This window comes from Bacillus sp. CD3-5 (genome assembly GCF_006349665.1).
Classification (GTDB): Bacteria; Bacillota; Bacilli; order Bacillales; family Bacillaceae_G; genus Bacillus_A; species Bacillus_A paranthracis.
In genome coordinates, this window is sequence record NZ_VEPX01000026.1 from 1 (window position 1) to 26959 (window position 26959).

26 protein-coding genes and 1 pseudogene are annotated in these 26959 nt (G+C 33.8%); 8 read left to right on the top strand and 19 right to left on the bottom strand.

What is annotated here, in order from left to right:
• Positions 1–108: 108 nt before the first annotated feature.
• The 3 genes from FH036_RS26240 to gabP all read right to left on the bottom strand — a co-directional run bounded on the left by FH036_RS26240 (position 109) and on the right by gabP (position 2833).
• A complete protein-coding gene (locus FH036_RS26240) occupies positions 109–651 on the bottom strand; it encodes a DUF420 domain-containing protein (protein ID WP_000228316.1) in 543 nt (180 codons plus the stop codon).
• A 311-nt stretch (positions 652–962) separates the two neighbouring features.
• Positions 963–1304 carry a hypothetical protein gene (locus FH036_RS26245; RefSeq protein WP_139371836.1) on the bottom strand — a complete coding sequence of 114 codons (342 nt, stop codon included), beginning with the start codon at positions 1302–1304 and terminating at the stop codon, positions 963–965.
• Between the two features lie 134 nt (positions 1305–1438).
• Complete coding sequence (gene gabP / locus FH036_RS26250; protein WP_139896415.1) at positions 1439–2833, bottom strand: GABA permease; 1395 nt, start codon at positions 2831–2833, stop codon at positions 1439–1441.
• 417 nt (positions 2834–3250) lie between these two features.
• On the opposite strand from gabP, the gene FH036_RS26255 reads away from it, so the two are divergent.
• Entirely contained in the window at positions 3251–4333 is a 1083-nt protein-coding gene (locus tag FH036_RS26255; protein ID WP_139896416.1) for a chitinase, read from the top strand.
• Between the two features lie 112 nt (positions 4334–4445).
• Here the strand turns inward: FH036_RS26255 and FH036_RS26260 are convergent, their stop codons facing one another.
• On the bottom strand, positions 4446–5339 hold the full coding sequence (locus FH036_RS26260) for a metallophosphoesterase (RefSeq protein ID WP_138321293.1): 894 nt from the start codon (positions 5337–5339) through the stop codon (positions 4446–4448).
• A gap of 196 nt (positions 5340–5535) precedes the next feature.
• On the opposite strand from FH036_RS26260, the gene FH036_RS26265 reads away from it, so the two are divergent.
• A complete protein-coding gene (locus FH036_RS26265) occupies positions 5536–6351 on the top strand; it encodes a formate/nitrite transporter family protein (RefSeq protein ID WP_000110524.1) in 816 nt (271 codons plus the stop codon).
• A 141-nt stretch (positions 6352–6492) separates the two neighbouring features.
• Entirely contained in the window at positions 6493–6765 is a 273-nt protein-coding gene (locus tag FH036_RS26270; RefSeq protein WP_001043904.1) for an HU family DNA-binding protein, read from the top strand.
• Positions 6766–6785: 20 nt separating this feature from the next.
• Here FH036_RS26270 and FH036_RS26275 read toward each other — a convergent pair whose 3' ends face one another.
• The 11 genes from FH036_RS26275 to FH036_RS26325 form a co-directional block, all read right to left on the bottom strand.
• Entirely contained in the window at positions 6786–7265 is a 480-nt protein-coding gene (locus tag FH036_RS26275; protein ID WP_139896417.1) for a GNAT family N-acetyltransferase, read from the bottom strand.
• A gap of 171 nt (positions 7266–7436) precedes the next feature.
• Positions 7437–9854 carry a heavy metal translocating P-type ATPase gene (locus FH036_RS26280; protein WP_138321291.1) on the bottom strand — a complete coding sequence of 806 codons (2418 nt, stop codon included), beginning with the start codon at positions 9852–9854 and terminating at the stop codon, positions 7437–7439.
• A gap of 95 nt (positions 9855–9949) precedes the next feature.
• Positions 9950–10156: a copper chaperone CopZ gene (gene copZ, locus FH036_RS26285; RefSeq protein ID WP_000436971.1), complete on the bottom strand. Its 207-nt coding sequence runs from the start codon at positions 10154–10156 to the stop codon at positions 9950–9952.
• 203 nt (positions 10157–10359) lie between these two features.
• Positions 10360–10662: a metal-sensing transcriptional repressor gene (locus FH036_RS26290; RefSeq protein WP_000509876.1), complete on the bottom strand. Its 303-nt coding sequence runs from the start codon at positions 10660–10662 to the stop codon at positions 10360–10362.
• A 290-nt stretch (positions 10663–10952) separates the two neighbouring features.
• Positions 10953–11180, bottom strand: coding sequence for a hypothetical protein (locus FH036_RS26295; RefSeq protein ID WP_000849103.1), 228 nt, complete (start codon positions 11178–11180; stop codon positions 10953–10955).
• A 308-nt stretch (positions 11181–11488) separates the two neighbouring features.
• Positions 11489–12316, bottom strand: a complete 828-nt coding sequence (locus tag FH036_RS26300; RefSeq protein ID WP_138321289.1) for an alpha/beta hydrolase — start codon at positions 12314–12316, stop codon at positions 11489–11491.
• Between the two features lie 16 nt (positions 12317–12332).
• Positions 12333–13154, bottom strand: coding sequence for an ABC transporter ATP-binding protein (locus FH036_RS26305; protein ID WP_138321287.1), 822 nt, complete (start codon positions 13152–13154; stop codon positions 12333–12335).
• A gap of 14 nt (positions 13155–13168) precedes the next feature.
• Entirely contained in the window at positions 13169–14191 is a 1023-nt protein-coding gene (locus FH036_RS26310) for a FecCD family ABC transporter permease (protein ID WP_044791636.1), read from the bottom strand.
• On the bottom strand, positions 14184–15191 hold the full coding sequence (locus FH036_RS26315; RefSeq protein WP_044791634.1) for a FecCD family ABC transporter permease: 1008 nt from the start codon (positions 15189–15191) through the stop codon (positions 14184–14186). Before FH036_RS26315 ends, FH036_RS26310 begins: the two co-directional genes overlap by 8 nt.
• A gap of 27 nt (positions 15192–15218) precedes the next feature.
• Positions 15219–16184 carry an iron-hydroxamate ABC transporter substrate-binding protein gene (locus tag FH036_RS26320; RefSeq protein ID WP_138321283.1) on the bottom strand — a complete coding sequence of 322 codons (966 nt, stop codon included), beginning with the start codon at positions 16182–16184 and terminating at the stop codon, positions 15219–15221.
• Positions 16185–16483: 299 nt separating this feature from the next.
• Complete coding sequence (locus FH036_RS26325; RefSeq protein WP_139896418.1) at positions 16484–17242, bottom strand: exodeoxyribonuclease III; 759 nt, start codon at positions 17240–17242, stop codon at positions 16484–16486.
• Between the two features lie 154 nt (positions 17243–17396).
• Here FH036_RS26325 and adaA point away from each other — a divergent pair, with 154 nt between their 5' ends.
• From adaA to FH036_RS26340, 3 genes are read left to right on the top strand one after another with little or no spacing between them, the layout of a single operon-like run.
• A complete protein-coding gene (gene adaA / locus FH036_RS26330) occupies positions 17397–17987 on the top strand; it encodes a bifunctional transcriptional activator/DNA repair enzyme AdaA (RefSeq protein WP_000551308.1) in 591 nt (196 codons plus the stop codon).
• The gene (locus tag FH036_RS26335; RefSeq protein WP_044791632.1) at positions 17974–18504 is read left to right on the top strand and encodes a methylated-DNA--[protein]-cysteine S-methyltransferase; all 531 of its coding nucleotides are present in this window, start codon (positions 17974–17976) and stop codon (positions 18502–18504) included. Before adaA ends, FH036_RS26335 begins: the two co-directional genes overlap by 14 nt.
• Positions 18501–19412 (top strand): DNA-3-methyladenine glycosylase family protein, encoded by a 912-nt coding sequence (locus tag FH036_RS26340; RefSeq protein ID WP_044791630.1) that lies wholly within the window; start codon positions 18501–18503, stop codon positions 19410–19412. The genes FH036_RS26335 and FH036_RS26340 overlap by 4 nt, the downstream gene beginning before the upstream one ends.
• Positions 19413–19449: 37 nt before the next feature.
• Here the strand turns inward: FH036_RS26340 and pepT are convergent, their stop codons facing one another.
• Positions 19450–20682, bottom strand: coding sequence for a peptidase T (gene pepT / locus FH036_RS26345; RefSeq protein ID WP_044791628.1), 1233 nt, complete (start codon positions 20680–20682; stop codon positions 19450–19452).
• A gap of 195 nt (positions 20683–20877) precedes the next feature.
• Between pepT and FH036_RS26350 the strand changes: the two are divergent.
• Positions 20878–21516: pseudogene (locus FH036_RS26350) on the top strand (YczE/YyaS/YitT family protein).
• Between the two features lie 91 nt (positions 21517–21607).
• Here the strand turns inward: FH036_RS26350 and FH036_RS26355 are convergent.
• From FH036_RS26355 to FH036_RS26365, 3 genes are all read right to left on the bottom strand, one after another.
• Positions 21608–21925 (bottom strand): hypothetical protein, encoded by a 318-nt coding sequence (locus tag FH036_RS26355; protein WP_044791624.1) that lies wholly within the window; start codon positions 21923–21925, stop codon positions 21608–21610.
• Between the two features lie 329 nt (positions 21926–22254).
• Positions 22255–22830: a histidine phosphatase family protein gene (locus FH036_RS26360; protein ID WP_044791622.1), complete on the bottom strand. Its 576-nt coding sequence runs from the start codon at positions 22828–22830 to the stop codon at positions 22255–22257.
• A gap of 30 nt (positions 22831–22860) precedes the next feature.
• Positions 22861–23676: an alpha/beta fold hydrolase gene (locus tag FH036_RS26365; protein WP_044791620.1), complete on the bottom strand. Its 816-nt coding sequence runs from the start codon at positions 23674–23676 to the stop codon at positions 22861–22863.
• 438 nt (positions 23677–24114) lie between these two features.
• Between FH036_RS26365 and FH036_RS26370 the strand changes: the two genes are divergently transcribed.
• Positions 24115–26835, top strand: coding sequence for a sensor domain-containing phosphodiesterase (locus FH036_RS26370; protein WP_044791618.1), 2721 nt, complete (start codon positions 24115–24117; stop codon positions 26833–26835).
• Positions 26836–26959: the final 124 nt, after the last annotated feature.

The following is a 26959-nucleotide window of genomic DNA, read 5'->3' on the forward strand; positions in this document are numbered from 1 at the left end:
TTATGTTGTTTTTATTAGCTAAAATCAAAAAAGATTCCAGAGTGTTGGGAACCCTAAAGGGTTTCCCAACACTCTGGAAAAAATCTCAGCCTATAGGCTGAGATTTTTTTATTGATAATAAGGTGAGATCATTAAGTAAACAATAACACCAGATAAACTTACATATAACCAGATCGGCATCGTCCAACGTACAATTTTACGATGACGTGTTAATTGATTTGTAAAACCAAATACAAGTGCAAACAATGCAAGTGGTACAATAATTGCTGCTAGGATAATATGTGTAATTAAAATGATGAAATACACATATTTAATGAATCCTTCTCCACCAAAATGTGTTGCCGGCGCTAAGTAATGATACGATAAATAAGAAACACAAAATAGCAATGTCGTCGTAAATGCTGCTAGGATAAAACCACGGTGCATTTTCACATTCTTCTTAATAATAGAGTATAGAGCTGCTAATAAGAATACGAACGTAAAGCTATTAAAAATTGCGTTTAACATTGGTAAAATCGTTACATCAAAATGTACTTCTCCTTCATAGCCAACAGGTCCAAAGAACAAAAATAAAATAATCGCATTTACAATTACAGAAAGCGTTATCACAATAGGAGCATAGCTTTTCTGATTTGTTGATTGATCCACCAAAATGTTCACTCCCTCTTCCTTCAAATATGTATACGTAACCTCACTATTTTAACATACTATTCACAGTGTAAATGTGACAATAGTTTGACACAGCAAGATAAGAAAAAGAAAAATCCTTCTTAATAAAACGTCTTAAGAAGGATTTTATCGCTTTATTATTCAAATAGCAATGCGATTAGTTTTTGTTAAAAAATGTATCGCTACATGCTTGAAAAATTTCAGACACTTGATATCCCATTAAAGAAATTGCTGTTAATGAAAAGAAACCAATCATAAGAAATCGAAACCACATATAAATCTCCTCCTTGTATTTAGCTAAAAACATTCGCTACATTACAAGTTGAGTGGCACTCTTCATCGTCACTTTCCTTTTTCTTTACAATTGCTGTAATAAATCGAATCATAAAGAAAACTACAAAAGGAAATTGTTCGTAATTTACATTGGCATAGTTTAGCAACGGCTCGCGCTGCATATCGAACGGGGATGAGAAGGAATAGAACATACCTTGCTCTTCCATATATACAATTACAATTTTCATGCAAAATACGATTCCTAGAAACGAAACAATATCTTGCCATTCTGTCGTATATAACAGGTTATATAGCTCTAATACGTACTCTTCCATCGTCATCCCCCCTTCCTTTTTTATCATTTTGCTCGCCTTCGCATAAAAAGTCAAGAAAAAAGTTTATATTCACTATGACAATAGTAATTACTCTTTTCTTTACTTATATATGAATCTTTTCTACCAATGATTGGATGTAGCATTTCTTAGAAAACAAGAAATTAGAATCGAATAGATTCCTCATTCTTACTTTTAGTATTCAACACCGTACTATTTTTATTTCTATTAAAAATAAAATAAGAAATGATTATAAGAACCGTAACAAACATCGTCAAAAGTGCTTGTGAACGTAAAGATTCAATTGCAAGCATCGCAATTAAAACTGCTATAATAGCTGCAATTGTAACATACGTCACATACGGGAAAAACCACATTTTCACTTTCAAATTTTGTTGTTCTAATCTCCCCATTTTTTTCCGAATATTTAAATGTGAAACAGCTATAACGAGATAAACGAGCAACGCAATCCCGCCAGATGCATTCACTAAAAATAAAAAGACTTTATCTGGAGATATATAACTAAAAACAACTCCAATATAAGCGAAGAACGTTCCGAATAAAACTGCCCGAACTGGAACACCACTATTGTTCAATTTCAAAAACGCCTTTGGAGCATCTCCTCTTTCTGCCATCGAAAAAAGCATTCTTGAGTTTGTATATAAACCCGAATTTAAACATGAAAGTACAGCTGTTAAAACGATAAAATTCATAATTTGTGCTGCCGCTGGTATTCCTATATGTTCCAGTACTGCTACAAACGGACTTTTTAGTATGTTCGCTGAATTCCACGGAAGAAGTGTAACAACTACAGCGATAGATCCAATGAAAAATACGAGAATACGCCAAATTACACTATTTGTTGCTGTTTTTACTGCTTTTACAGGTTCAGCAGACTCTCCAGCAGCTACTGCAACAATCTCAGATCCCATAAATGAAAATATTACGACAGTAATTCCAAGTAGCACCGAACTTATACCGTTTGGCATAAATCCTCCTTGTCCTACTAAATTGGAAGTGCCAGGTGCTTCCGTTCCTGGTACAAATCCTAAAATAACAGCTAGCCCAAGACAAAGGAATAAAACAATACTTATTACTTTAATAAAAGAAAACCAATATTCAAACTCTCCAAATGATTTCACTGAAAAAACATTCGTCAATGTTAATAAAATCGTTAATATTAGGCTTAATAACCAAAGCGGGATTTCTGGAATCCAGTATTGAATAATACCAGCACCTGCTGTGGCTTCTATCGCAATAACAATTACCCAGAAAAACCAATATAGCCACCCAATTGTATAACCGGCCCACGGACCAATTGCTTCTCTTGCATATGTTGCAAATGACCCACTTGTCGGGTTAATAGCTGCCATTTCCCCAAGCATTCTCATAACGAAAACGACTAGAAGTCCTGCTAATGCATATGAAACGATAGAACCTGGTCCTGCTGAATGCACAACTGCCCCACTTCCAACAAACAAACCAGCTCCTATTACGCCGCCAATTGAGATCATTGTAATGTGACGTATTTTGAGGTCTTTCTTAAGATTTTTATCCAACTCTTATACATCCCCTTCCAAACGTAATTTTAAAATTTACCCCGCATTAACGGGCAGTAAAACCCCCCACCTCAAAATTTAGCGGAAGCAAAGAAGTTAGGCGGGAATCTACTGCCCGTAAATGCCCGATTGGTGAGGGCTGATAATCAGCGAGGGATGCCCCCCACTGATTAAAGTTTCACTTTATGTAAGAGTATTATGCGAAAAACCTTGGCCTACACTTTAAAATATATCAAAATATTCTGAATTTAACAAATGTAATACAAACTCCTACAAAAATTATTACATTAGGTTTACTAATTTTCCATATACAATTGTTGAGAAAATTATAGTCACCTTACAAAAGAATGAATTTTCAGATATCATTAAATAAACAAGATTATACATCTAGACAACTTTTTGTATAGGAGTGTTGATATGTTAAACAAGTTCAAATTCATTTGTTGTACGTTAGTAATTTTTTTACTACTACCACTAGCCCCCTTTCAAGCACAAGCAGCAAACAATTTAGGATCAAAACTACTCGTTGGATACTGGCATAACTTTGATAACGGTACTGGCACTATTAAATTAAGAGACGTTTCACCAAAATGGGATGTAATTAATGTATCTTTCGGTGAAACTGGTGGTGATCGTTCTACTGTTGAATTTTCTCCTGTGTATGGTACAGATGTAGAATTCAAATCAGATATTTCTTATTTAAAAAGTAAAGGAAAGAAAGTAGTTCTTTCAATAGGTGGACAAAACGGGGTCGTTTTACTTCCTGACAATGCTGCTAAGCAACGTTTCATTAATTCCATACAATCTCTAATCGATAAATACGGTTTTGATGGAATAGATATTGACCTTGAATCAGGTATTTACTTAAACGGAAATGACACTAATTTCAAAAACCCAACTACTCCTCAAATCGTAAATCTTATTTCGGCTATTCGAACAATCTCAGATCATTATGGTCCCGACTTTCTATTAAGTATGGCTCCTGAAACAGCTTATGTTCAAGGCGGTTATAGCGCATACGGAAGCATCTGGGGGGCATATTTACCGATTATTTACGGAGTGAAAGACAAACTGACATACATTCACGTTCAACACTACAACGCTGGCAGCGGGGTTGGAATGGACGGTAATAACTACAATCAAGGTACTGCAGACTACGAGGTCGCTATGGCAGATATGCTCTTACATGGTTTTCCTGTAGGTGGTAATGCAAATAACATGTTCCCAGCTCTTCGTTCGGATCAAGTAATGATTGGACTTCCTGCAGCACCAGCGGCCGCTCCAAGTGGTGGGTATATTTCTCCAACTGAAATGAAAAAAGCTTTAGATTATATCATTAAGGGAATTCCTTTCGGAGGAAAGTATAAACTTTCAAATGAGAGTGGCTATCCTGCATTCCGCGGTCTAATGTCTTGGTCTATTAATTGGGATGCAAAAAACAACTTTGAATTCTCTAGTAACTATAGAACATATTTTGATGCGATTTCCTTGCAAAAATAATAAAAAACAACAATAGGTTTTATATGACCTATTGTTGTTTTTTATTTACCATCAATTAACATCGCTCGTTCATCAAAATCAAATTAAGAATGATGATGTGGAATTGAATACATTAGTTACTATTTTGCTTCAATACAAATACTGAAAGTTCAGGTACACTCAAAAATCTAACAGGCATTCGAGTTGTCCCAATCCCACGATTTACGTATAAATATAATGGCTTGTTCTTCCCTTCTAATTTATACATACCTTCCACATGACTTTCAGCTAGTTTTGTCCTAATTAATGGACCTATAAAAGGAATTTGAACTTGACCTCCGTGACTATGGCCTGACATTTGAAAATCAACTGGATAATGTGCTACTTTGTCTACAACATCTGGTTCATGTACTAATAGCATATTGAAATCTTCTTGTCTTACATGTTTTAAAGTCGAATCTATTTGTGGCTTCCCTAATAAAAAATCATCCAAACCTGATATTGTAATATAATTGCCGTTTTCCACTTTAATTTTTTGCACTTCATTTACTAACACAGAGAACCCAGCTTCCTCCATATACTTTTTATAAAATAAACTACCTCCCCCGCCTCTATCATGATTCCCAAACACTGCATATTTCCCTAAGGGCGCATGTATTTTTTGTAAAATACCTTTCGCTTCTTCTCTTTCGGCTTTATACGATCCAAACTTATCTATTAAATCCCCTGTGAAAACTACTACATCTGGACGTAACGCATTCATCTTCTCCACCAAATTTTCTAGTTGTTTCAGTGTGAATTCTGGCCCTAAATGCACATCTGAAAACTGCAATATTTTTTTATTATGAAACTCTTTAGGAATTGTAGAAGCTTCTATTTCATTCCACGTAACTGTTACTAGTTTTCGTTCTATTTCTGTCGCATAGAAATACAAACTTATAGAAATCATTACTATACTTATGAAACTGATTATAGATATGTTGACAATTGATTTTTTCTGTTCTTCTTTTACATGATTCGTATTCATGTTCTCACCTCTAGACGTACTTTAAAGCCTTATTGTTACATGAATGTGACAACACGAACAACGCTAGTTATATCCCATTTCATCCCTGCTCACTTTGACAAATTTATACAGAAGTCATAACATATTTTTATAATACATAGATTCTTAAAAATGTTCCATCTATTTATTTCATCATTTTATTAAGGAGAGATTATTCATGTCTGTATTTACACCAGAAGAAATTACGGAACTTGCTGCTAATTCTGGAAGAAAAAAAGCTCATTTATCACTACTCCCTATGCTAATTCTCGGTTTTTTTGGCGGTGCTTTCATAGCATTAGGGTATTTACTCGATATTCATGTTATTGGAACAATGCCCAAGGCTTGGGGATCATTTACTAGTTTTCTAGGTGCCGCTGTATTCCCTATCGGTCTTATACTCGTTATTCTTGCAGGCGGTGAGTTAGTAACTGGCAATATGATGACCGTTTCAATGGCGTGGCTTCATAAAAAAATCGACTTATTTCACTTCATTCGAAATTTAGTTATTGTTACGTTTAGCAACTTCATAGGTGCTGTATTCGTTGCTTATTTTTTCGGTCATGTCGTCGGATTAACAGAGGGAGTTTTTTTAGCGAAAACAGTTTCTGTTGCGCAAGCTAAACTACAAGATACACCACTACAAGCTTTCATTTCTGCAATCGGATGTAATTGGCTCGTTTGTTTAGCTGTTTGGCTCAGTATGGGAAGTAAAGAATTTATCGGAAAGATTATCGGAATTTGGTTCCCAGTTATGACTTTTGTTGCAATTGGATTTCAACACGTTGTAGCCAATATGTTTGTCATCCCAGCTGCAATTTTTGCTGGTCATTTAACTTGGATTGAATATTTTCCAAACTTCATTTTTGTTTTCTTTGGAAACTTAGTAGGAGGTATGTTATTTGTAGCATTACCTTATTTCATATCTTATAATAAAAAACTACCTTCCAATAAAGAGCAAACCGAATTAAAGAAAAGATCTGTATCCGCTTAAATGAACTGTCTATATAGTGACTCTAAAAAATATTACAAATTTCATTTTTTTTACGAATATATGTACGTACACTTGTTCTCGAATGTTTTATACGTTATAATAACAACTTAAATAGCATTATTTACATATGAGGTGAAAAACATGAACAAAACAGAATTAATTAAAAACGTAGCACAAAATGCTGAGATTTCTCAAAAAGAAGCTACTGTAGTTGTACAAACTGTAGTAGAATCAATCACTAACACTTTAGCTGCTGGTGAAAAAGTACAACTTATCGGATTCGGTACATTCGAAGTTCGCGAAAGAGCTGCTCGTACAGGCCGTAACCCACAAACTGGTGAAGAAATGCAAATCGCAGCTTCTAAAGTACCTGCTTTCAAAGCTGGTAAAGAACTTAAAGAAGCTGTAAAATAATGAAAAAATAGCCTTCTCGTTTACGAGAGGGCTATTTTTTTCATTACATAATTAATAAAAATCTGACCGTTATGCTGTTTCTTTTGTTCCTTTATGCACATAAAGCCTTTGCTTTCAAAGAAAGGTTTTGCTGTAATACTCGCTTCTGTATAGATCTCCCTATGCCCTAGGTTCGCTGCTTCTCTTTCTAACTTCTGTAATATGTAGGAAACTATCCTTTTTCCTTGATAATCTTTATGTGTAAATAAGCGATCTATGTAATGATCCTCATTATAATCTCCAAATCCCACTATCACACCGTTATAATCCGCTACATAACTAATGTTCTTCTCTAAAGACTGTAACCAGCTTTCTCTATCTAGTCGCTCTGGTGCCCATGCCTGTAGCTGTAATACGTTATAATCTTTTGCATTAATTGTATGAACTGTTTCATAGAACAACTGTAATACTTGGTCTAAATCATCTTTATAGAAGGCCCTAATGATTGTATCTTTTAACATATTTAAGTCTCCTTACTACACTATCATTTAACTTTTCTATCATCTACGATTCAATATTTCTGCTTTATTATATCTTTTTTCTTTCTATATAAACAAAAAAACAATACTTATTTCAAAGTATTGTTTTTTGTTTAAAAGCATATTCCATTACTCTATAAATTTACATTTTTCTTATTTTAATTTCACTCTTTGCAATCGTAATGCATTTAATACAACGGATACAGAACTAAATGCCATTGCTGCTCCAGCAACCCAAGGGGCTAAGAAACCTAATGCCGCAATTGGAATTCCTAACGCGTTATAAGCTAATGCCCAGAATAAATTTTGTTTAATATTTCTTATCGTCATTTTACTCATAAATATCGCATCAGCAATACTATTTAAGTCACCGCGGATTAACGTTATATCCGCTGCTTCCATCGCTACATCCGTTCCCGTTCCAATTGCCATACCAATGTTCGCTGTAGCAAGAGCAGGAGCATCATTTATCCCGTCTCCAACCATCGCTACTTTCTTACCATTTGCCTGCAGTTTTTTCACTTCTTCTGCTTTTCCTTCTGGCAATACTTCTGCAATTACGTGATCAATACCAACTTGCCCCGCAATTGCCTGAGCAGTTTGTGTATTATCTCCTGTAATCATCACAACGTCTAGACCCATTTTCTTAAGCCTTGCGATAGCTGCTTTTGAAGTATCTTTTACAGTATCCGCAACGGCTACTATTCCAGCATACTCCTTATCTATTGCTATTAACATTGCTGTTTTCCCTTCTCGTTCTAGCGCTTCCATCGCTTTAGAAACTTCTTCAATATCAATATTGAATTTCTTCATTAATCGACGTGTACCAATTAATAATTGTTTCCCTTCTACAACTGATTCAATACCGAATCCAGGAATCGCTTCAAACGTTTCTGAACTTGGAATATTAATTTTCTTTTCTTTAATTCCTTCTACAATCGCTTCTGCAAGTGGGTGTTCAGAATTTTTTTCTGCCGCACCTACTAAACGTAATATTTCTTCTTCATTGAATCCATCTGCGACAATTACATCTGTTAACACCGGCTTCCCGTTTGTCACAGTACCTGTTTTATCTAAAATAACTGTATCCAATCGATGCGTTGCTTCTAAATGCTCTCCGCCTTTAAATAAAATACCATACTCAGCTGATCTTCCTGATCCAGCCATAATAGATGTAGGCGTTGCAAGACCTAATGCACATGGACAAGCGATAACAAGTACTGCTATCATTTTCTCAAGTGCTCCGCCAAAATCGCCTGGTGTAACAAATATCATCCACACTGCAAATGTGATAATAGCAATCACAACTACAACCGGTACGAAAATACCTGAAATTTGATCTGCTACCCTTTGAATAGGAGCTTTTGAACCTTGAGCCTCTTCTACTACTTTAATAATTTGAGCTAATGCAGTATCTCTTCCTACCTTAGTTGCTTTCACTTTTAAAAATCCATTTTTATTCATTGTAGAACCGATTACTACATCCCCAATTGTTTTATCAACTGGAATACTTTCACCTGTTAACATCGATTCATCTATTGCTGACTTTCCTTCTACAATCTCACCATCTACCGGAATTTTTTCACCAGGCTTTACATAAACGATATCACCAGCTACTACTTCTTCGATTAAAATTTTCATTTCTGTTCCATCTCGCACAACTGTAGCTGTCTTTGCTTGTAAACCCATCAACTTTTTAATTGCTTCTGATGAACGTCCCTTTGCTTTTGCTTCAAATAATTTACCTAAAATAATTAGTGTAATAAGTACCGCGCTCGTTTCAAAATATAAATCTGTCATGTGTTCCGAAGAACCGATAGATTGAATGCTTAAATATACACTATAGAAATAGGCGGCCGACGTTCCAAGTGCCACAAGAACATCCATGTTAGCACTTTTATTACGTAACGCTTTATAAGCCCCAACATAAAACTGTCCACCAATGATAAATTGAACTGGCGTTGCAAGAGCTAGCTGCACCCAAGGGTTCATAAGCATATCAGGTAAATAAATAAACGATGTAAATGAGAAGTGACTTACCATTGCCCACAGTAACGGGAATGATAAAATAAACGAAATGATAAACTTCTTCTTTTGTCGCTCAATTTCTTGTAAGCGATGATCAGTTGATCCATCTTGCTCATCTGATTTCACTTCCAATTTATATCCTAATTTCGTAATTGCACTCTTCATTTCATTTACATTAATTTCATCAGGATTAAAATCTACTGTAGCCGATTCCAAAGCGAAATTTACTGTCGCCTCGTTCACACCTTCTAACTTATTTAAACGCTTTTCTACTCTATTGGCACATGCTGCGCATGTCATTCCTGAAACAGTAAATTCAGCTTTATCACTTACAATTCCATATCCTAACGATTCAACTTTTTCCTTAAATTGTTGCGGATTTGTTTTTTGGGGATCATACATTATTTTGGTTTTTTCAAGTGCGAAATTTACATTTGCATCATGAACACCTTCTACTTTTTTTAGACCTTTTTCAATTCTATTTGCACATGCTGCACATGTCATTCCTGATATTTGAAGATTGGCCTCTTTTTGTTCATTCATGTCTCTCACCTCTATATACCCTTATGAGGTATAATTATTAGCAAAATAAATCGTACTTCCTATAAAGTACGATTTATTTCCATATCTAAAAATAATTATTGAACATCGTATCCTTGATCTTCGATTACAGCAACGATATCTTTTAATGTTACAACTGACGAGTCGATAATAACTTCAACAGTTCCTTCTGCTAATTGAACTTTTACTTGCTCAACACCATTTAGTTCTTTCACACTGCTTTCGATAGCATTTACACAATGTCCACAAGACATACCTTCAACTTGTAATGTTAACTGTTCCATTTAAAATCCTCCTCTTGTTTCTTCATTGTTTGTTAATCACAATTACATCTTACCATACCCCCCTAAGGTAATCAATGGTTTTGTATCATGATTTTTCAATTATTTTCTAAAACTTTATTTTACATACACTTTTTCACACCCATACCTTGAAATCCTATATAAAGGTAAACAAAAAAACAAGCCAGTTACATACTAGCTTGTTTTTACGCTTTTGAAAAACGTTCAAATACTGTCATTAATTCTTCAATTGCTTCGTCACCATTTCCATCTTTAATAGCACCTGAAACACAATGACTTGTATGGTTTTTTAATACACCCATTCCTACTTTTTTCATCGCTGCATTAATCGCTGAAATTTGCACTAAAATATCCACGCAATACCGATCATTTTCAATCATATTTTGAATACCCCGAACTTGCCCTTCAATTCTCTTCAATCTATTTATAATTTGCTCTTTTTCTTTTTCTGATCTATGTGTTACTGCTTCATGCTCTTTATGCCCCATATTATCACCTTCTTAAAGTTTCTCTTCATCCAATAAAACAATTACTTTTACGAGTATACCAATTATAGCATTAAATATCTATGCATGATACCCCATATGAGTATATTTCCACGTTATGATTATTCTTAACACATTGTTAGCTTCTCAGTCTTAATTTTCATTATACCCTTTCCTTTTTTCAAAAAACAATAATAAGCGAGGGTTGTCCATCCCCGCTTATTATTCATTCCCAAATATAAAAGCCTCAATCTTCACACATGTAAATTGAGACTTTTTCTTCCTATATATAATTATTGCTGATCACATACTTTTGTATCATTCACTACTGAAGTTCCTTCAACGGTTACCGTATGAAAACAGTCATTTACACGAACTGTCACAACGTTATCTTGCCGATCAATGATATGATATTCATTAAAATTTTTATTTAGAGCACTGCGAATTTGTTCTCCTTCATAAATTGGGATACCATGCGATAAAACCCAAATAAGTCCAGCGATAGCGAGAATAGTTTTCATACGATCTACCTCCTTGAGAATATAGTGAACTTTTCATCCATGCTTTTCAGCTCTACGAATCATGATGAAAATAAACTAAGCCTTTTTGGAAATAAGTTCATTTCGTCTATTTTATGTTTATGCTAATTGTGACCGAATTGTGACAATTTTTTGTCTCTTTAGACGAAAAGTTGAAACAAAACTTTCAAAAAGGACAATTCTACTTCTCAAAGCAAAAGGCTATGGAGAATTTCTCCATAGCCTTTTGTTTGCATTTTATTAACAATCGTTCCACTAACTAACCTAGATTCACTCAAATCACTAGCCGTTTAATCAATGGATACATAACTAATATATCTCAATCCTTTACTTAAAGAAGTCGGCACAACTGATGCATGATTCTCCCCTTCAGCCTCATAAAACGTAAACCGAAACTGATCGTGTTTTACTTGGAGAAGGCGCTCTGACAATTCATTAGCACCTACAACCATATGCTCTCGTTCTAGTGAACCAACTGTAAGAAATACTCTTGTTTTAACCTTTGCATTGTTTAATTCATTTATAAGATTTCCTTCTTTTTCAAGCACAGATTGGTTATTCCACCAAATAGATGGACTACTTATAAAATAATTTTGAAAGGCATTTACGTTTGTAAATAATATATGTAAAGCAAATAGACCACCTAGTGAATGCCCAAATAATGTTTGTTTTCCTTTATCAATTTCAAAATTCTTTTCAATTTGCGGCTTTAATTCTTCTTCAATAAAAGTAAAGAAATGATGTGCTCCTCCTGTTTTAGGCCAAGGTTTACCATCTGGTTTTAAAGCCGCATCTTTTGAAATTACGCTAGGCGTAAAATCATAACATCTTTCTTCACCTGAAAACGCCCCTTCGATTGGATAACCAATACCTACTATAATGGCTGGTGAAACACCTGTTTTTTCTGCTCTAACTGATTGTATTTTAACCGCTTCATGGAATGTTTGAAAAAAAGCATTACCATCTAATACGTAAATGACAGGATATCCTGAATCCGATGCTGGTTGCCTCGGCTTTGAAATATGAATTTGATATTCCTTACCTTCTATTTTTGAATACATGTTCCACTGTTCTGTATTAGATGTTATAATCTGCTGTTTTTCAATCGTAGTGTTCATCTTATATCCCCCCTTCTTAACTCGTTACATATATTTCTACTTTTTCTTCTTGAGATACAACGCTATCATAACCGAAACAAACAGGAGACCCATTATATGGATCAATCATGACACGTGCATCAATATGAAATACTTCTTTTAATACTTCATTTGTAATAATCTCTTCTGGACTACCAGTTGTAACAATTTCCCCTTCCTTCATTGCAATAATTTCATCTGAAAACCTTGCTGCATGATTAATATCATGTAGTACCATAACGACCGTACAATTATGTTCTTTATTTAACTTCTCCACAATTTGTAATACATCTAATTGATGAGACATATCAAGATATGTAGTTGGTTCATCTAGTAGTAACACTTCTGTCTCTTGTGCTAAAGCCATTGCTAGCCATACCTTTTGTCGTTGACCACCTGATAAATTTGCAATTTGTCTCGTTCGAAATGCAGAAGTTTTCGTTATATCTAATGCCCAGTCAATCATCTCTTTATCTTTTGAAGTTAACTTACTTACATTATTTCGATGTGGATAACGTCCATAAGAAATTAATTCTTCTACTTTAAGCTCTCCTGGCGCAATTGGAGTTTGCGGTAGCAATGCTAGCTGCTTTGCAATTTCTTTCGTTGGAATTGTATGTAAATCCTGTCCTTGTAAATATACTTTACCACTCTTTTGCTTTAAAATTCTTCCCATTGTTTTTAACAATGTCGATTTACCGCACCCGTTTGGTCCTATAATTGTCGTTACTTTTCCTTCTTGTATTTCCACATTTAAATCGCGAAACACTGTAAGCTTTTCATAACTTGTTTCTAAATTTTTCGCACTTAAAATACTCACTTTTATTCCTCCTCTTACGCTTTCGCCTTATAAAGTAAATATAAGAAATAAGGTACACCGACAATAGAAATAACGATTCCAACTGGTAACTCTACAGGTGTGAAAACTGTTTTTGCAATAAAGTCTGAAGCAATTACAAGAAACATTCCGATTACGCCGCACGTAGGAATGATATGCTTATGCTGAATACCGACAAGTCTTTTCGCTATATGCGGTGCCATTAATCCGATGAAACCAATACTTCCTGAAACTGCAACACATGCGCTTACAAGTCCGATACTACTTAGTAGTAAAATTGATTTCTCTCTTTCTACTGAAACACCTAAACTTGTAATACTCGTTTCTTCCAATTGAAATAAATCTAATAAATAAGCTTTCTTTTGTATAAGTGGAATTAGTATGATAAGCCACGGTAACATTGCAATAATATACTTCCAGTTTGCACTATATATACTGCCTGACACCCAAACTGCAGCCATCTCGAAATCAGTTGACTTCATTTTGAGTGATAGGTACATAGAAAATGCTCCAAATCCTGATCCAATTGCAATCCCTGTTAATAAAAGACGCTGCGAATCTAACTTACCGTTTTTCCAAGAAAACAGATAAATGATGATAGCTGCACCTAATCCGCCAACTAAACCAAACATTGGCATCATCATAATAGAAACCCAGTCCGTGCTCTTTAATTGTCCTTGAAAGAAAAACATAAAGATGACGATCGCTGTTCCTGCTCCGGCATTTACTCCTAAAATACCCGGGTCTGCCAATCCATTTCTCGTAATACCTTGAATAACAGCACCCGCAACGCCTAGGCCTAATCCTACTAACCCAGCAATTACGATGCGCGGAAGACGAAACTCCAAAATAACTAAATCATGGTCTGGTACTGGATCTATTCTAAGGAGTGTTTTACATACATCTGTAATCGTAATGTCAAACGTACCATTCGTTAAACTAATATAAATAGCACATAGTATTAAAAATATAATAATCCCCATCGTCATTCCAAAACGTTGACTTGAACTTTTAAGCATGTCTCTCTCCTCCTCTTGTACGGATTAAATAAAGGAAGAAAGGAATTCCAATTAAGGAGGTAACGACTCCAATCGGTGTTTCAAATGGATAGTTTACAAATCTACTTAAAACATCACATAACGCTAGAAAAACGCCACCAATAACGCCTGCACATGGCAAAATCCACTTATAATCTACCCCAATTATAAAGCGAGTAATATGCGGAATAATTAAACCTACAAAACCAACTTTCCCCACTAAAGCAACTGCCGTTCCTGTTAAAAAGATAACCGATAAAATTGCCATCGCTTTAACTAGTTTTGTACGTTGCCCTAGATTAATAGAAACTTCTTCGCCTAAAGAGAGAATCGTAATAGATTTTGATATTAACAGTGCTAAAATTATTCCAATTATCCCAAATGGTATCGTAATTTTAATGATATTAGGGTCTACTTGGTCTAATTTTGCATTAAACCAAAAACTAACATTTTGAGAAATTTGGAAGTATGAAGCCATTGCAGCAGACACACTGCTTAAAAATGTTCCAATAACTGTCCCAATAATCGCTAACCGAACTGGCGATAAACCATTTTGAAGGAGCGAACCAAAACCAAATACGATACCGGCTCCTAATGCAGAACCAATCATTGAACATACAACCATACCAATCGATGACATTCCCGGAAGAAAAATCATACAAAGTGTAATAACAAAAGCTGCCCCATCCGTCACACCCATAATAGAAGGGGATGCAAGATAGTTTCTTGTCATCCCCTGCATAAGTGCTCCTGATATGGCTAGAAATGCTCCAACTAAAAGAGCTGCAACTACCCTTGGTAAACGTGAAGTAATAATAATATTATGATTTACATCACTTGAATCAAAATGAAATAACGCGTTCCACACCGTTTCAGCATCAATACTTTTCGCCCCATACAAAATAGAAAGTATAACTGTAAATAAGATGAGTATGGGCGCTATACATAATATAGTTACTGGTATTGCATTTGTTTTCTGCATATCATTCAACGCACCTTACTTATTGTATTATTTAGATAAATTTTTCACTGCTTCTTTTAAGAACGCTGTTTTACTCCAAGCAGTACCACCTTGTGCCATTGGATCAACAACGTTTACAAATACTTTCTTTTCTTTCGCAGCATTCATACTTTGCCAAATTGGATTACTTTCAATTTCTTCTAGCACTTTCGGGTTTTTATTTTCAGTTGTTTCATATTGTAAGAAAATATAATCTGGGTTTAGTTCAGCAAGTTTTTCAAATGAAATTTTCTCTTGTGCTTTTACAGTTTTCAATTGTTCTGGAACAGTTAATCCAAGATCTTTATAAATTACAGGGTTGAAGTATACTCCTTCTGGGTATAGGAATAATTCGTTTGCTCTTAGTCTGATTACAAGGACTTTTTTGTCTTTTAACTTATCTCCTAGTTTTGCTTTTGCTTTTTCAGCGTCCGCATTGTAATCTTTAATAATTTTTTCTGCTTTATCTTTTTTACCAGTTAATTCTCCCATTAACTTTAAGTTATCTTCCCAATTTGTTGAAACATGTGATACCGGGAATGTAGGAGCTACTTTAGTAAACTTTTCAGCTGTTTCTGCTGGGAATTTCGTACTAGATGTAATAACGTCTGGTTTTAATTGAAGTAATGTTTCGAAATTTGGTTGCATTTTCTCACCAACAGATTTCGCACCTTCTAAATCTTTCTCCAGATACTTTGGTAATTTACCACCAACCGTAATCGCACCAACTGGTTTAATTCCAAGTACTGCTGCATCTTCCATTGACTCTAAACTAGCTGTTGCAATTTTATCTACTTTTGCTGGCACTGTATATTCTTTACCTAAATATGTAATTTTTCGTTTTTCGTCTTTTTTCGTCTCACTAGCCTTTGTCTGTTGAGTTTTTTCTCCTGAAGTTTTATCCGTACTATTACATGCTGCTAGTCCTACACTTAAAACTGTTACCATACCTAATGTAAATAACTTCTTATTCATCTTTAAATATCTCCTCTCGAATTTCCAAACTATATTCTCAATAAATTTTAACTATATGAAACTTGTCCTACATATATATTTTATTAGATTAATAATTCTATCCAGAACTCATTCTCGTTCACTTCCCCTAAGCTATAATTCTTTTATACCTCACCCGTTGATAATCTTTTTCATTGATAATGATTATCGTTACTAAGTATATATTTAATATGCAATTATTTCAAGAAAGATTTGAAAAATTTTAACAAACTGAATTAAAAAAGAAGTATCCGCCTAATGTTAGGTAGATACTTCTTTTTTTAGAAATTTATATGTAATTCAACTGGGCAATGGTCTGACCCCATTACTTCACTATTAATTTCCGCCGCTGTTATTTGGTCTTTCATTCTCTCGGAAACAACAAAATAATCTAAACGCCATCCAATATTTTTTGCTCTCGCTCCCATTCGATACGACCACCACGAATATGCGCCTTCTTGATTAGGATATAGATAACGATACGTATCAATAAATCCTTCTTCTAAAATACATGTAAACTTCTCTCTTTCTTCATCAGAAAACCCAGGATTTTTACGATTACTTTTCGGATTTTTCAAATCAATTTCTTTATGAGCAACGTTTAAGTCTCCGCAAAAAATAACTGTTTTTTTCTCATCTAATCGTTTAATATACACCCGGAAATCATCTTCCCATTTCATTCTGTAATCTAATCGTTCTAATCCTCGTTTTGAATTTGGTGTATATAATGTAATGATGTAAAAATCTTCGAATTCTAAAGTAATAACTCGTCCTTCTTGATCATGCTCTTCAATGCCTAAACCATAAGTAACAGAAAGTGGTTCTTTTTTCGAAAAAATAGCCGTCCCTGAATATCCTTTTTTTACAGCATAATTCCAGTATGTATAATATTCTTCTAGATTTAAATCAATTTGCCCATCTTGTAATTTAATCTCTTGTAAACAAAATATATCAGCATTGGATTCCTCCAGATATTCTAAAAATCCACCTTTTGCGATAACTGCTCGCAAACCATTTACATTCCACGAAATTAACTTCACTTATAGTCCTCCTCTTGATGTTTCTTTCCAAATTTCATGCTATCACAAAATAGAAAAACAATCATATTTTCACCTTTGTAATCTTGCTCTTACATTTATGAATACATACATACACACTTTATTCAGGTTATACTAATTTCAGAGGTGATGTTCTTTGCACAATGAAGGAGTTACGTTAACAAATGAACATTGGCAAGCAATTATCCATAATGATTCTTCCTATGATAGTAAATTCTTTTATGCTGTGAAATCAACTGGAATCTTTTGCAGGCCATCATGCAAATCAAGAATACCGAATAAAAACAATGTACGAATTTTTCATCATGCAGAGCAAGCATTAAATGAAAACTTTCGCCCGTGCAAGCGTTGTAAACCAAATGGGCTCACTTTACCTAATGAAGAGTGGGTAGAACAAATAAAAGTTTATATCGAAAAACACTTTGATGAATTATTAACTCTCGACATACTTGCGGAAATGTGCCATGGCAGCCCCTTTCATTTACAACGCACTTTCAAAAAAATGACAGGAATAAGTCCAATAGAATATATACAGCGGTTCAGAATTGTTAAAGCGGCAGAACACCTTTTACAAACCAATCAATCCATTAAAGAAATTAGTACTGCTGTCGGGATAGAAAACCCAGAGTATTTCGCAACTTTATTTAAAAAGAAAACCGGATTTACGCCTACTGAATATCGAAAAAAGAATGAAATGAAAGAGGGATACAATAATGAATTCCTATAAAAATAAGTTTATATATTGGATGCTACTTACACATAAACATTTTCAGTTTCATATTGCTGCAACTGAAAATGGACTATGTTTCATTGGGTCTCAAAATGAAAACTTTGAAGAACTAAATATATGGGCTAGAAAAAAATTGCCCCAACATATTTTGACCTGTAATCCCAATTATCTACAAACATATACAAAAGAAATTATCGAGTATTTAGAAATCCAGCGAGAAGCTTTTACATTCCCTATCGATGCTTACGGAACTGAATTTCAATTATCTGTTTGGAATGCGGTACGTGAAATTCCTTATGGGGAGACATACTCTTATTCAAAAATTGCCGAAACAATACAAAAGCCTACTGCTGTACGTGCCGTTGCTACCGCTATTGCTGCCAATCCTCTTCTTATTACAATTCCTTGCCATCGTGTTATTGGAAAGAATGGTAAACTAACCGGCTTTAGAGGCGGATTAGAAATGAAGAAAGCGTTGCTTACATTAGAAAAGTCGCAGGTAGAATGCATATGACAGCAAACTATACTAGCGCATTAATTTTAGCAGTTCCAACAGAATTTAGTTTCCAAGAAAATTTACGCTATTTATCGCGTTCTAACAATGAATGTATGTTCCACATTGAAGATAACAAAATTTATAAAGTTATCTCTGTTCACGATGTAAATCCTTTAGTTGAAATTAGTATGAATGCGGATGATACTATTCAAATACGTTTTTTAGGAGAAGCCTATATCTCTGTAAAACCGATACACGATGCTGTAGCTAACTATGTAACTGAATGGTTTGATTTAACTACTGATTTAGCTCCCTTTTATACATTAGCTAAACATGATGTACTCCTTCAAAGACCAATTGAACAATATTATGGCCTTCGCACCTTAGGTATTCCAGACTTATTTGAAGCACTTTCCTGGGGAATTATCGGTCAACAAATTAATCTCACATATGCTTATACGCTAAAAAGAAGATTAGTCGAAACATTTGGAAGTTATGTAGAATGGAACGATAGAAAACATTGGATATTCCCTTCTCCTGAAACGATTGCCAATTTACACGTAGAAGATCTCAAAAATTTAAAAATGACGACTCGAAAGTGTGAATATTTAATCGGTATTGCAAAGCTTATTACAGAAGGAAAACTATCAAAAGAATCTTTACTACAAACACAAGATGTAAAGATTGCTGAAAAACAATTAACTGCTATACATGGTGTAGGTCCGTGGACTGCTCACTATGTTTTAATGCGCTGTTTACGATTCCCTTCTGCTTTTCCAATTGACGATGTTGGTTTGCACAATGCAATTAAATATATAACAGGTTCCGAAAGTAAACCAACTAAACAGGAAATAAAAGATTTTGCGGCAAATTGGATCAACTGGGAGTCTTACGCAACTTTTTATTTGTGGCGAGTATTATACTAAAAAACCAAGTAGCGCATCCGCACTACTTGGTTCTTTTTTAAGCTTGTTCTTCAAATCGTCTTGCAATCTCTATAATAACTTGAACCGCTTTTTCCATAACATCTACCGAAACATACTCAAATTTACCGTGATAGTTTTCACCACCTGTGAAAATGTTTGGGGTTGGTAATCCCATATACGATAATTGTGATCCATCTGTTCCACCACGAATCGGATGAATATTTGGTTCGATATTTAAACTTTTCATTGCCTCATATGCAATATCAACAATTTCTCTCACTGGTTCGATTTTTTCAAGCATGTTATAGTATTGATCATTCATTTCTAAAACGACTGCATCTTGTCCATACTTCTCTTGCATTTGCTTCACAATATTTTCAACGTTATGTTTACGCGCTTCAAAATTTTCACGATCAAAATCTCGAATAATATAATACGCTTTACTTTGCTCAACATCACCATGTAAAGAAAGTAAATGATAGAATCCTTCATACCCCTCTGTATATTCTGGTGCCTCTTCTACTGGTAAATAGCCATTAAACTCCATCGCAAGTTTAGTTGCGTTACGCATTTTATTTTTCGCTGTTCCAGGATGTGTATTCGTTCCGTTAAACGTTAACTTAGCGCCTGCAGCATTAAAGCTTTCATACTCTAAACCACCTAATGGACCTCCGTCCATCGTATAAGCAAATGATGCACCAAACGCTTCTACATCAAAATGTGCTGGGCCACGGCCAATTTCTTCATCCGGCGTAAACGCAACTCTAATTTTCCCATGTTTAATTTGCGGATTATGTATTAAATAATTCATTGCAACCATAATTTCAGTCAGACCAGCCTTATCATCTGCTCCTAGAAGTGTCGTACCATCAGTTGTAATAATGGTATGCCCTTTATATGATGGTAACTCTGGGAACTGTTCTGGTGTTAACACAACATTTAGCTCTTCATTTAACGTAATTGCATTCCCATCAAAGTTTTCATGAATTTGTGGTTTTACATTTTTTCCTGTAAAATCTGTGGCTGTATCTAAATGTGCTAAAAAGCCGATGACTGGAACATCCTTATCCGTATTAGCCGGAAGTGTTGCCATTACATATCCGTTATCGTCCATCGTTACTTCTGTTAACCCAATTTCTTTTAACTCTTCAACTAATAACTTACCAAACTCAATTTGTCCTGGTGTTGTTGGCACTGTATGACTGTCTTCATTTGATTGCGTATCAATCTTTACATATCTCGTAAATCTTTCAATAAGTTCTTGTTTCAAATTCATTCACTCCCTTTTATATTTCTTTCTCTATTATAATCCTTGAGACGAAATATTTTAACTTTTTTGACTGTAAAGGTCTATATTCCATCCACATTTTTAATGATTTACAATAAATTTTAAAAAGATATAATATTTGCACATTTAAACTTTAACATGTAACATACATAATTATAAATATGGGAGGTATGAAAGATGAGGCTAGCCCTCTTTCGCCATTTTCTTTTTTTCTTAGGTTTAATTTTCTTTGGGCTTTGAAATGCTCTTGCAGTAAAAGTTAAATTTCTCGGTTTACATCCTTGGGAAGTTTTAAACATGGCTCTCTACCAAAGATTTGGATGGACTATTGGTACGTGGAGTGTCATATGTGGGTTATGTCTCGTTCTCATTTCTTTACTAGTAGATCGAAAATATATACATGTGGGAACATTTTTGAATGCACTACTTATCGGTCCGATTATGGACTTTTTCTTACAATCAAATATTCTTCCAAACGCTAGTGATTATTTATGGATAAACTTACTCATTTTATTTTCTGGTATTGCCATTACAGGTATCGGTGGAGGTATGTATGTTGCGGCTGGAATTGGCGCTGGACCTCGTGATGGATTCATGCTTACTATTTCCGACAAAACAGGTCTATCTATTAGCCGTGCTAGAATCATAGTAGAATGTATTGTACTAGTTATTGGATTTATGCTAGGGGGGCCTGTTTTTATCGTAACTTTTCTATATACCTTTATTCAAAGTCCAATCTTTCAGCAATCATTTAATGTATTTCAAACACTTTTACATACTCTACATAACAAAAAGAAAATTAGTGAACATGTTTAAAGTACAATTTAATACAAATAAATTCACCCTATTTACGATTCTCACCGCAAATAGGGTGTTTCTTTTTTATTCCATAATTTAAGAAGATATACTAATCATTCACAATAAAAGTATATACATCGTCATAAATACAGCCATTTACTTTAATCACATACTTCCCTGGTTTACTAAAACGAATTGTGTATTTGTTTAGCTGAATTGCTTCTTTATCTCCAGAAAGAACATCAATGCTTCTGCCACTTAATACATATAATTCATTTAGATTCATCGATACATCAATTGCATTGAAATTCTCCTCTTTCACTTGCTGTACTTCCGCAGCGCTTACACTTGGTTCTAAAAACAGTAGTCCACTTAATCCAATCGTCCCCGCTAAAGCAACTCCCGCAAACTTTTTAATCTGTTTCATTACAATGACCTCCTTATAAATTTTGTGTAAAGGTAGATGATTTTCCCCTTTACACCACAAAGCCTATATGTAATGAAATGAAAAGTAAACAGGGGACAGTAAGACAAAATTCTACATCTTTCTCTCCTATTGAATATAAATCCATCGTTTGGAATTTTGTCACTTTTAAAATTGTTTCCTTAACGCAACTTCTAATCCCATTATTCAGAAACTGAATAATTACTTATTGATTTAACATTCTAAAAATAGTTGATAAAAATGCTTTCTATTGAAATAAAAAAGATTTTGCTATAAAAGTAACTTTTACAACAAAATCCATACAACCAACTTTATTCCGCTTTCCATAATCTCTCTACATTCATTAATTGTTCTTCGTTAAATTCCATCTTATATATATCTGGTTTTGACGTATTCATTAAAAATTCAAAATCATATTGTTCATCAAAATAGTTCATCATTAATGTCATGACAAGCCCATGTGTACCAATTACAATTTTTTGTCCTTGAAAATCCATTAAGATTTCTCTTAATACTTTCACTACTCTTCTCTGGCAATCCGTATATGACTCTCCTTCCGTTCGTGCAAAGTCCGGATTAGAGAACATCTTCTTTACAAGTGGATACACTTCTTTATCTGATATAACCTGATCCTCACTTAAAAATATGCACTCTTTGAGATTTTCATATATTAATACTTCTTTTTCATAGAAATCGGCTGCTTTTTCTATCGTTAACACAGCCCTTTTATACGGACTTGAAATGAAAGTATCAATTGCCTCTGCTTTTAATATGTCCGTTACTCTATGAGCGTCTAAACTTCCCTTTTCAGTTAATCCCCGTGTTCTTTCACTCCCTTCTAATTTTGGTGATTCACCATGCCTAACCATATAAATATATGTATTCATACTTCCTCCTTGAAAATATTCATTCGTTTTTTATAAACTTTGCTGATTTGTTCGTCTAATCCATTCTCCTACTAAACTCTCAAATAATTCAGGCTGTTCAATTTGCAAATTATGCCCTGCCATATCTAAAACCGCTAATGTCGCTCTTGGGTAATCATCAATAACTTCTATAATATCTTGATAACCTACCGATATATCTTGTCTTCCGGCTAATAAAAGAACGGGTTTCTCATATTTCTTACGGTGAAAATCCATAGTAAGAGAGTAATTCTTTTGCAATCTTTCAATAAATTCATAATTAGCAATATCTAGTCCTGGCTTAATTTCCTCTTGAAATCGCTTATATGTATATTCATTTGCTATCACTGCTAACTCACAAAATGCTTCTCTTTCCGTAGAAGTGAGCTTATTTAAAAGTTCCTCATCTTGTAAAATTACTTGTTTATCTGGAAGGATCCTTTTTTCTGGCTCCGCTACAACAACAGGGCATACTAATAATAATCCGTTAACTCTTTCAAACAACTTTGTGAGTATTCCTCTGGCTAAATAACCTCCATATGACTCTCCTACCAATAAAAATTCTTCAGTAGAAATGATTTCTTCAATAAATGGGATAAGCACTTCTACTACACGATCTGAACTATTTATCCAATCTGGAGCATTCGATTTTCCCATTCCAGGTAAATCAATATATATTCGCTTATAACCTTCATACTTTTGAAATACTGATTCCATACATTCCATCATTAACCTATGGTCAGGAGCACAGCCATGTATGATAATGACTGGCTTTCCTTCTCCAACAATTTCATAGTATATTTCTGCATCTTCAATTCGAAATAACATAAAAAGTCCTCCCTATTTAATCGAAACGCTATATACTCTATAAGAATACACGTTCTTATTTTATATACTCCACTAATATTTTTACAAGAGTTAATTTTCAGATTACAAATAAAATCCTTACTTAAAATAGCCTATAACAATCAAAAGCTCACCTAAGAAGAAGATCCTCATCATTTTATATGCAATTTTGCATCTCCACTTCCAAATCAATAAAAAACTTTTACAATTCAAAAGATGACTAAATATACAATTTCTATTTAAAATCTTGATGCAGTATATACTATCAAACTCAATATTTTTAAAACTTAAGAATAATTATACTTTTCGATACTTTCCTTATAAACATGATTTTTATAAGGAAATCTGATACAATTCTTAAATAATATTATTATGTATAGATATTACGAATATAGTGCATAATTAAAGAAGGTGATTTTATTGAAATTAAATAAAAATTTACAACTATGTATATTAATTACGACATTAATATGCTATTCAATCTATTTTATGTTTTTCTATCTATTCCCCACTCATTTTTCAAATTCGGATGTACGCTTCGCTTCACTTATTGTTGAAGCCATTACATTTGTATCACTCATTTATTCTATATATTCTAAAAAAGTTAGTTCAAATCCGTTTTGGATATGTATCACGATAGCAATTGGTAGTTTTTTATTAGGAAAAATAGTATATACATATCAAGATAGCTTCTTCAAAATTCCAATACATCGTTTTACTATTTCTGATGTATTTTATATGCTTTTTCTACTCTTCTGTCTTATCGCTTTCTGCTATAAAATCCTAAAAGAATGCGATAAATGGGAAAAAGCATTCTTTATTTGTGATATATGCATAGTACTTACTTCCATATTCACATTAGAGTGGTATTTATTTAATCAACCAAATTTAAATATATTCTCTCTTTCACTAGGAGATGTTTTTCTTTCATTTCTATATCCAATTGCAGATTTATTATTCCTTCTACTAGGTGTTAGTCTCTTTTTCCGTCCAACAATTTTTAATTCTAAACGGAAAATTTATATCTTTATTTTTGTATTAATAAGTTCTGCAACTTTTAACTATATTTATTTTTACTTAAATAACCATTTATCAACTGAAGCGATAACATTATTACGTCTTTTATATAGAATACCTATATTACTTATTGCAATAGCTGGATCTATTTCAGAAGATCGTAATAGTCATAAAAATTATTTCATTGTAAACCCTATAATAGGAAAAAAGGCTTTAGTTGTATTTCCCTATCTTGCTGTTGCAATACTAATCGGGTTTACATTAAAGGAACAAACATCATCTTCCACTCTCATTACGGGAAATTGTATTACTTTTATTTTCGTACTCATTCGTCATTCTATTGTACGTATGCAAAACAATTCCCTAACTAAACGTTTACAGGCATTTAATGCTCAACTAGAAGAAAAGGTTACTTTACGGACTTCAGATTTAGTTCATAAATCTGAGGCTCTATCTCAAAAGCAACAAAAATTCAAATCATTATATGAATATCATCCTGACCCTATTTTTACAATTGATTTAAATGGCGTATTCTTAAATGTAAATAAAGCTGGAAGTATACTACTCGGTGTACCAACGGATGAGTTACTTGGTGAAACTTGTTTTTCGATTATTTTAGATGAAGACAAATATAAACTAGCATCTGCATTAGAAAAAGTGAAACAACAAGAATCAGCATCCTTACAACTTAGTTCTCAATATAAAGATGGATTTACTTATTCTTTATACGTTACCATCGTCCCTATTATGATAGACGGGCAAATTTCAGGAAGCTATATTATGATGAAAGATATTACTGCGCTAAAAAAACAGCAAGAAGAAATAAAATATTTAGCATTCCATGATACTGTAACGAAAATTGGGAACCGTGCCTTTTTCCATAAGAAATTAAAAAGAATTATAAAAAATGCTAAAACGACAGAAAGCGAGTTTGCATTATTATATTTGGACTTAGATCGCTTTAAAGCAATTAACGATACACTTGGACATTCGGCAGGAGATCACATATTAGAAGAAGTAGCGAAGCGATTCCAATCATGTCTTCCATCACATACTCATCTATCAAGAATCGGTGGCGATGAATTTACAATCTTAATTGAAAACTATACTGACGAAGATTCCTTATTCGAGTTATGCAACCAGTTATTTGAATGCATGGAAAAATCGTTTGTCATATATGAACATACATTAACTTTATCACTAAGTATCGGCATCGCTATTTATCCACATTCCGGAATCGATACCGCTACACTTCTGAAAAACGCTAATGTTGCAATGTATGATGCGAAAGCAAAAGAACTTAATTCTGTCTCTATTTATGATGATGTAATTGCAAAAAAAATTGAAAGACGATTGCGATTAGAAAAAGATTTACCAAATGCAATTCAAAATGAAGAATTGTTCCTTTTATATCAACCTCAAGTTGATAGCAAGTCTAACAAAATTATCGGTGCTGAAGCTTTAATTAGGTGGAATCATCCTGAATTAGGTGTTATTTCTCCATACGAGTTTATTCCGATTGCAGAAGAAACGCTACAAATCATTCCAATAGGAAAATGGACACTACAACAAGCTTGTGAGCAAATGAAACGTTGGCACACAAGCGGATATTCACATTTGAAAATAGGTGTAAATTTATCTGCTAAAGAATTTGAACAAGAAGATTTTGTAAAGTCTATTTCTGCTACATTAACAAATACAGGTTTACCAGCAAGTTCTCTTGATCTTGAATTAACAGAACGAATTGCAATGATGGATGAGCGAGAAACATTAATAAAACTGCGTACACTAAAGAGTTTAGGCGTTCACATTTCAATTGACGACTTTGGTACTGGTTATTCTTCGCTAGCCTATTTACCTTTATATCCAATCGATACGTTAAAAATCCCGAGAGAATTTATTACAATGTCTGAAACATGTGATGATGGAATGGAAATTATTAAAACGATCATCACATTAGCAAATACATTAGGAATGTCAGTTATCGCTGAAGGTGTAGAAACGAAAGAACACGTGAGTTTCCTTCAAAAAAATAAATGTCAGTTTATTCAAGGGTACTATTATAGTAAACCTATCCATACGCATGCATTTACTGAACTATTAGAAATCGGGATTCACCCATAGTACATGGCTAATTGTTATAAGTAATAATGAATTTGAACAACTATAGCAAAAAGAGGTTGTCCCAAAAGGTCGTTAAAAACGAACTTTTGGAGACAACTTCTTTTATTTTTCCTGTATATGGATA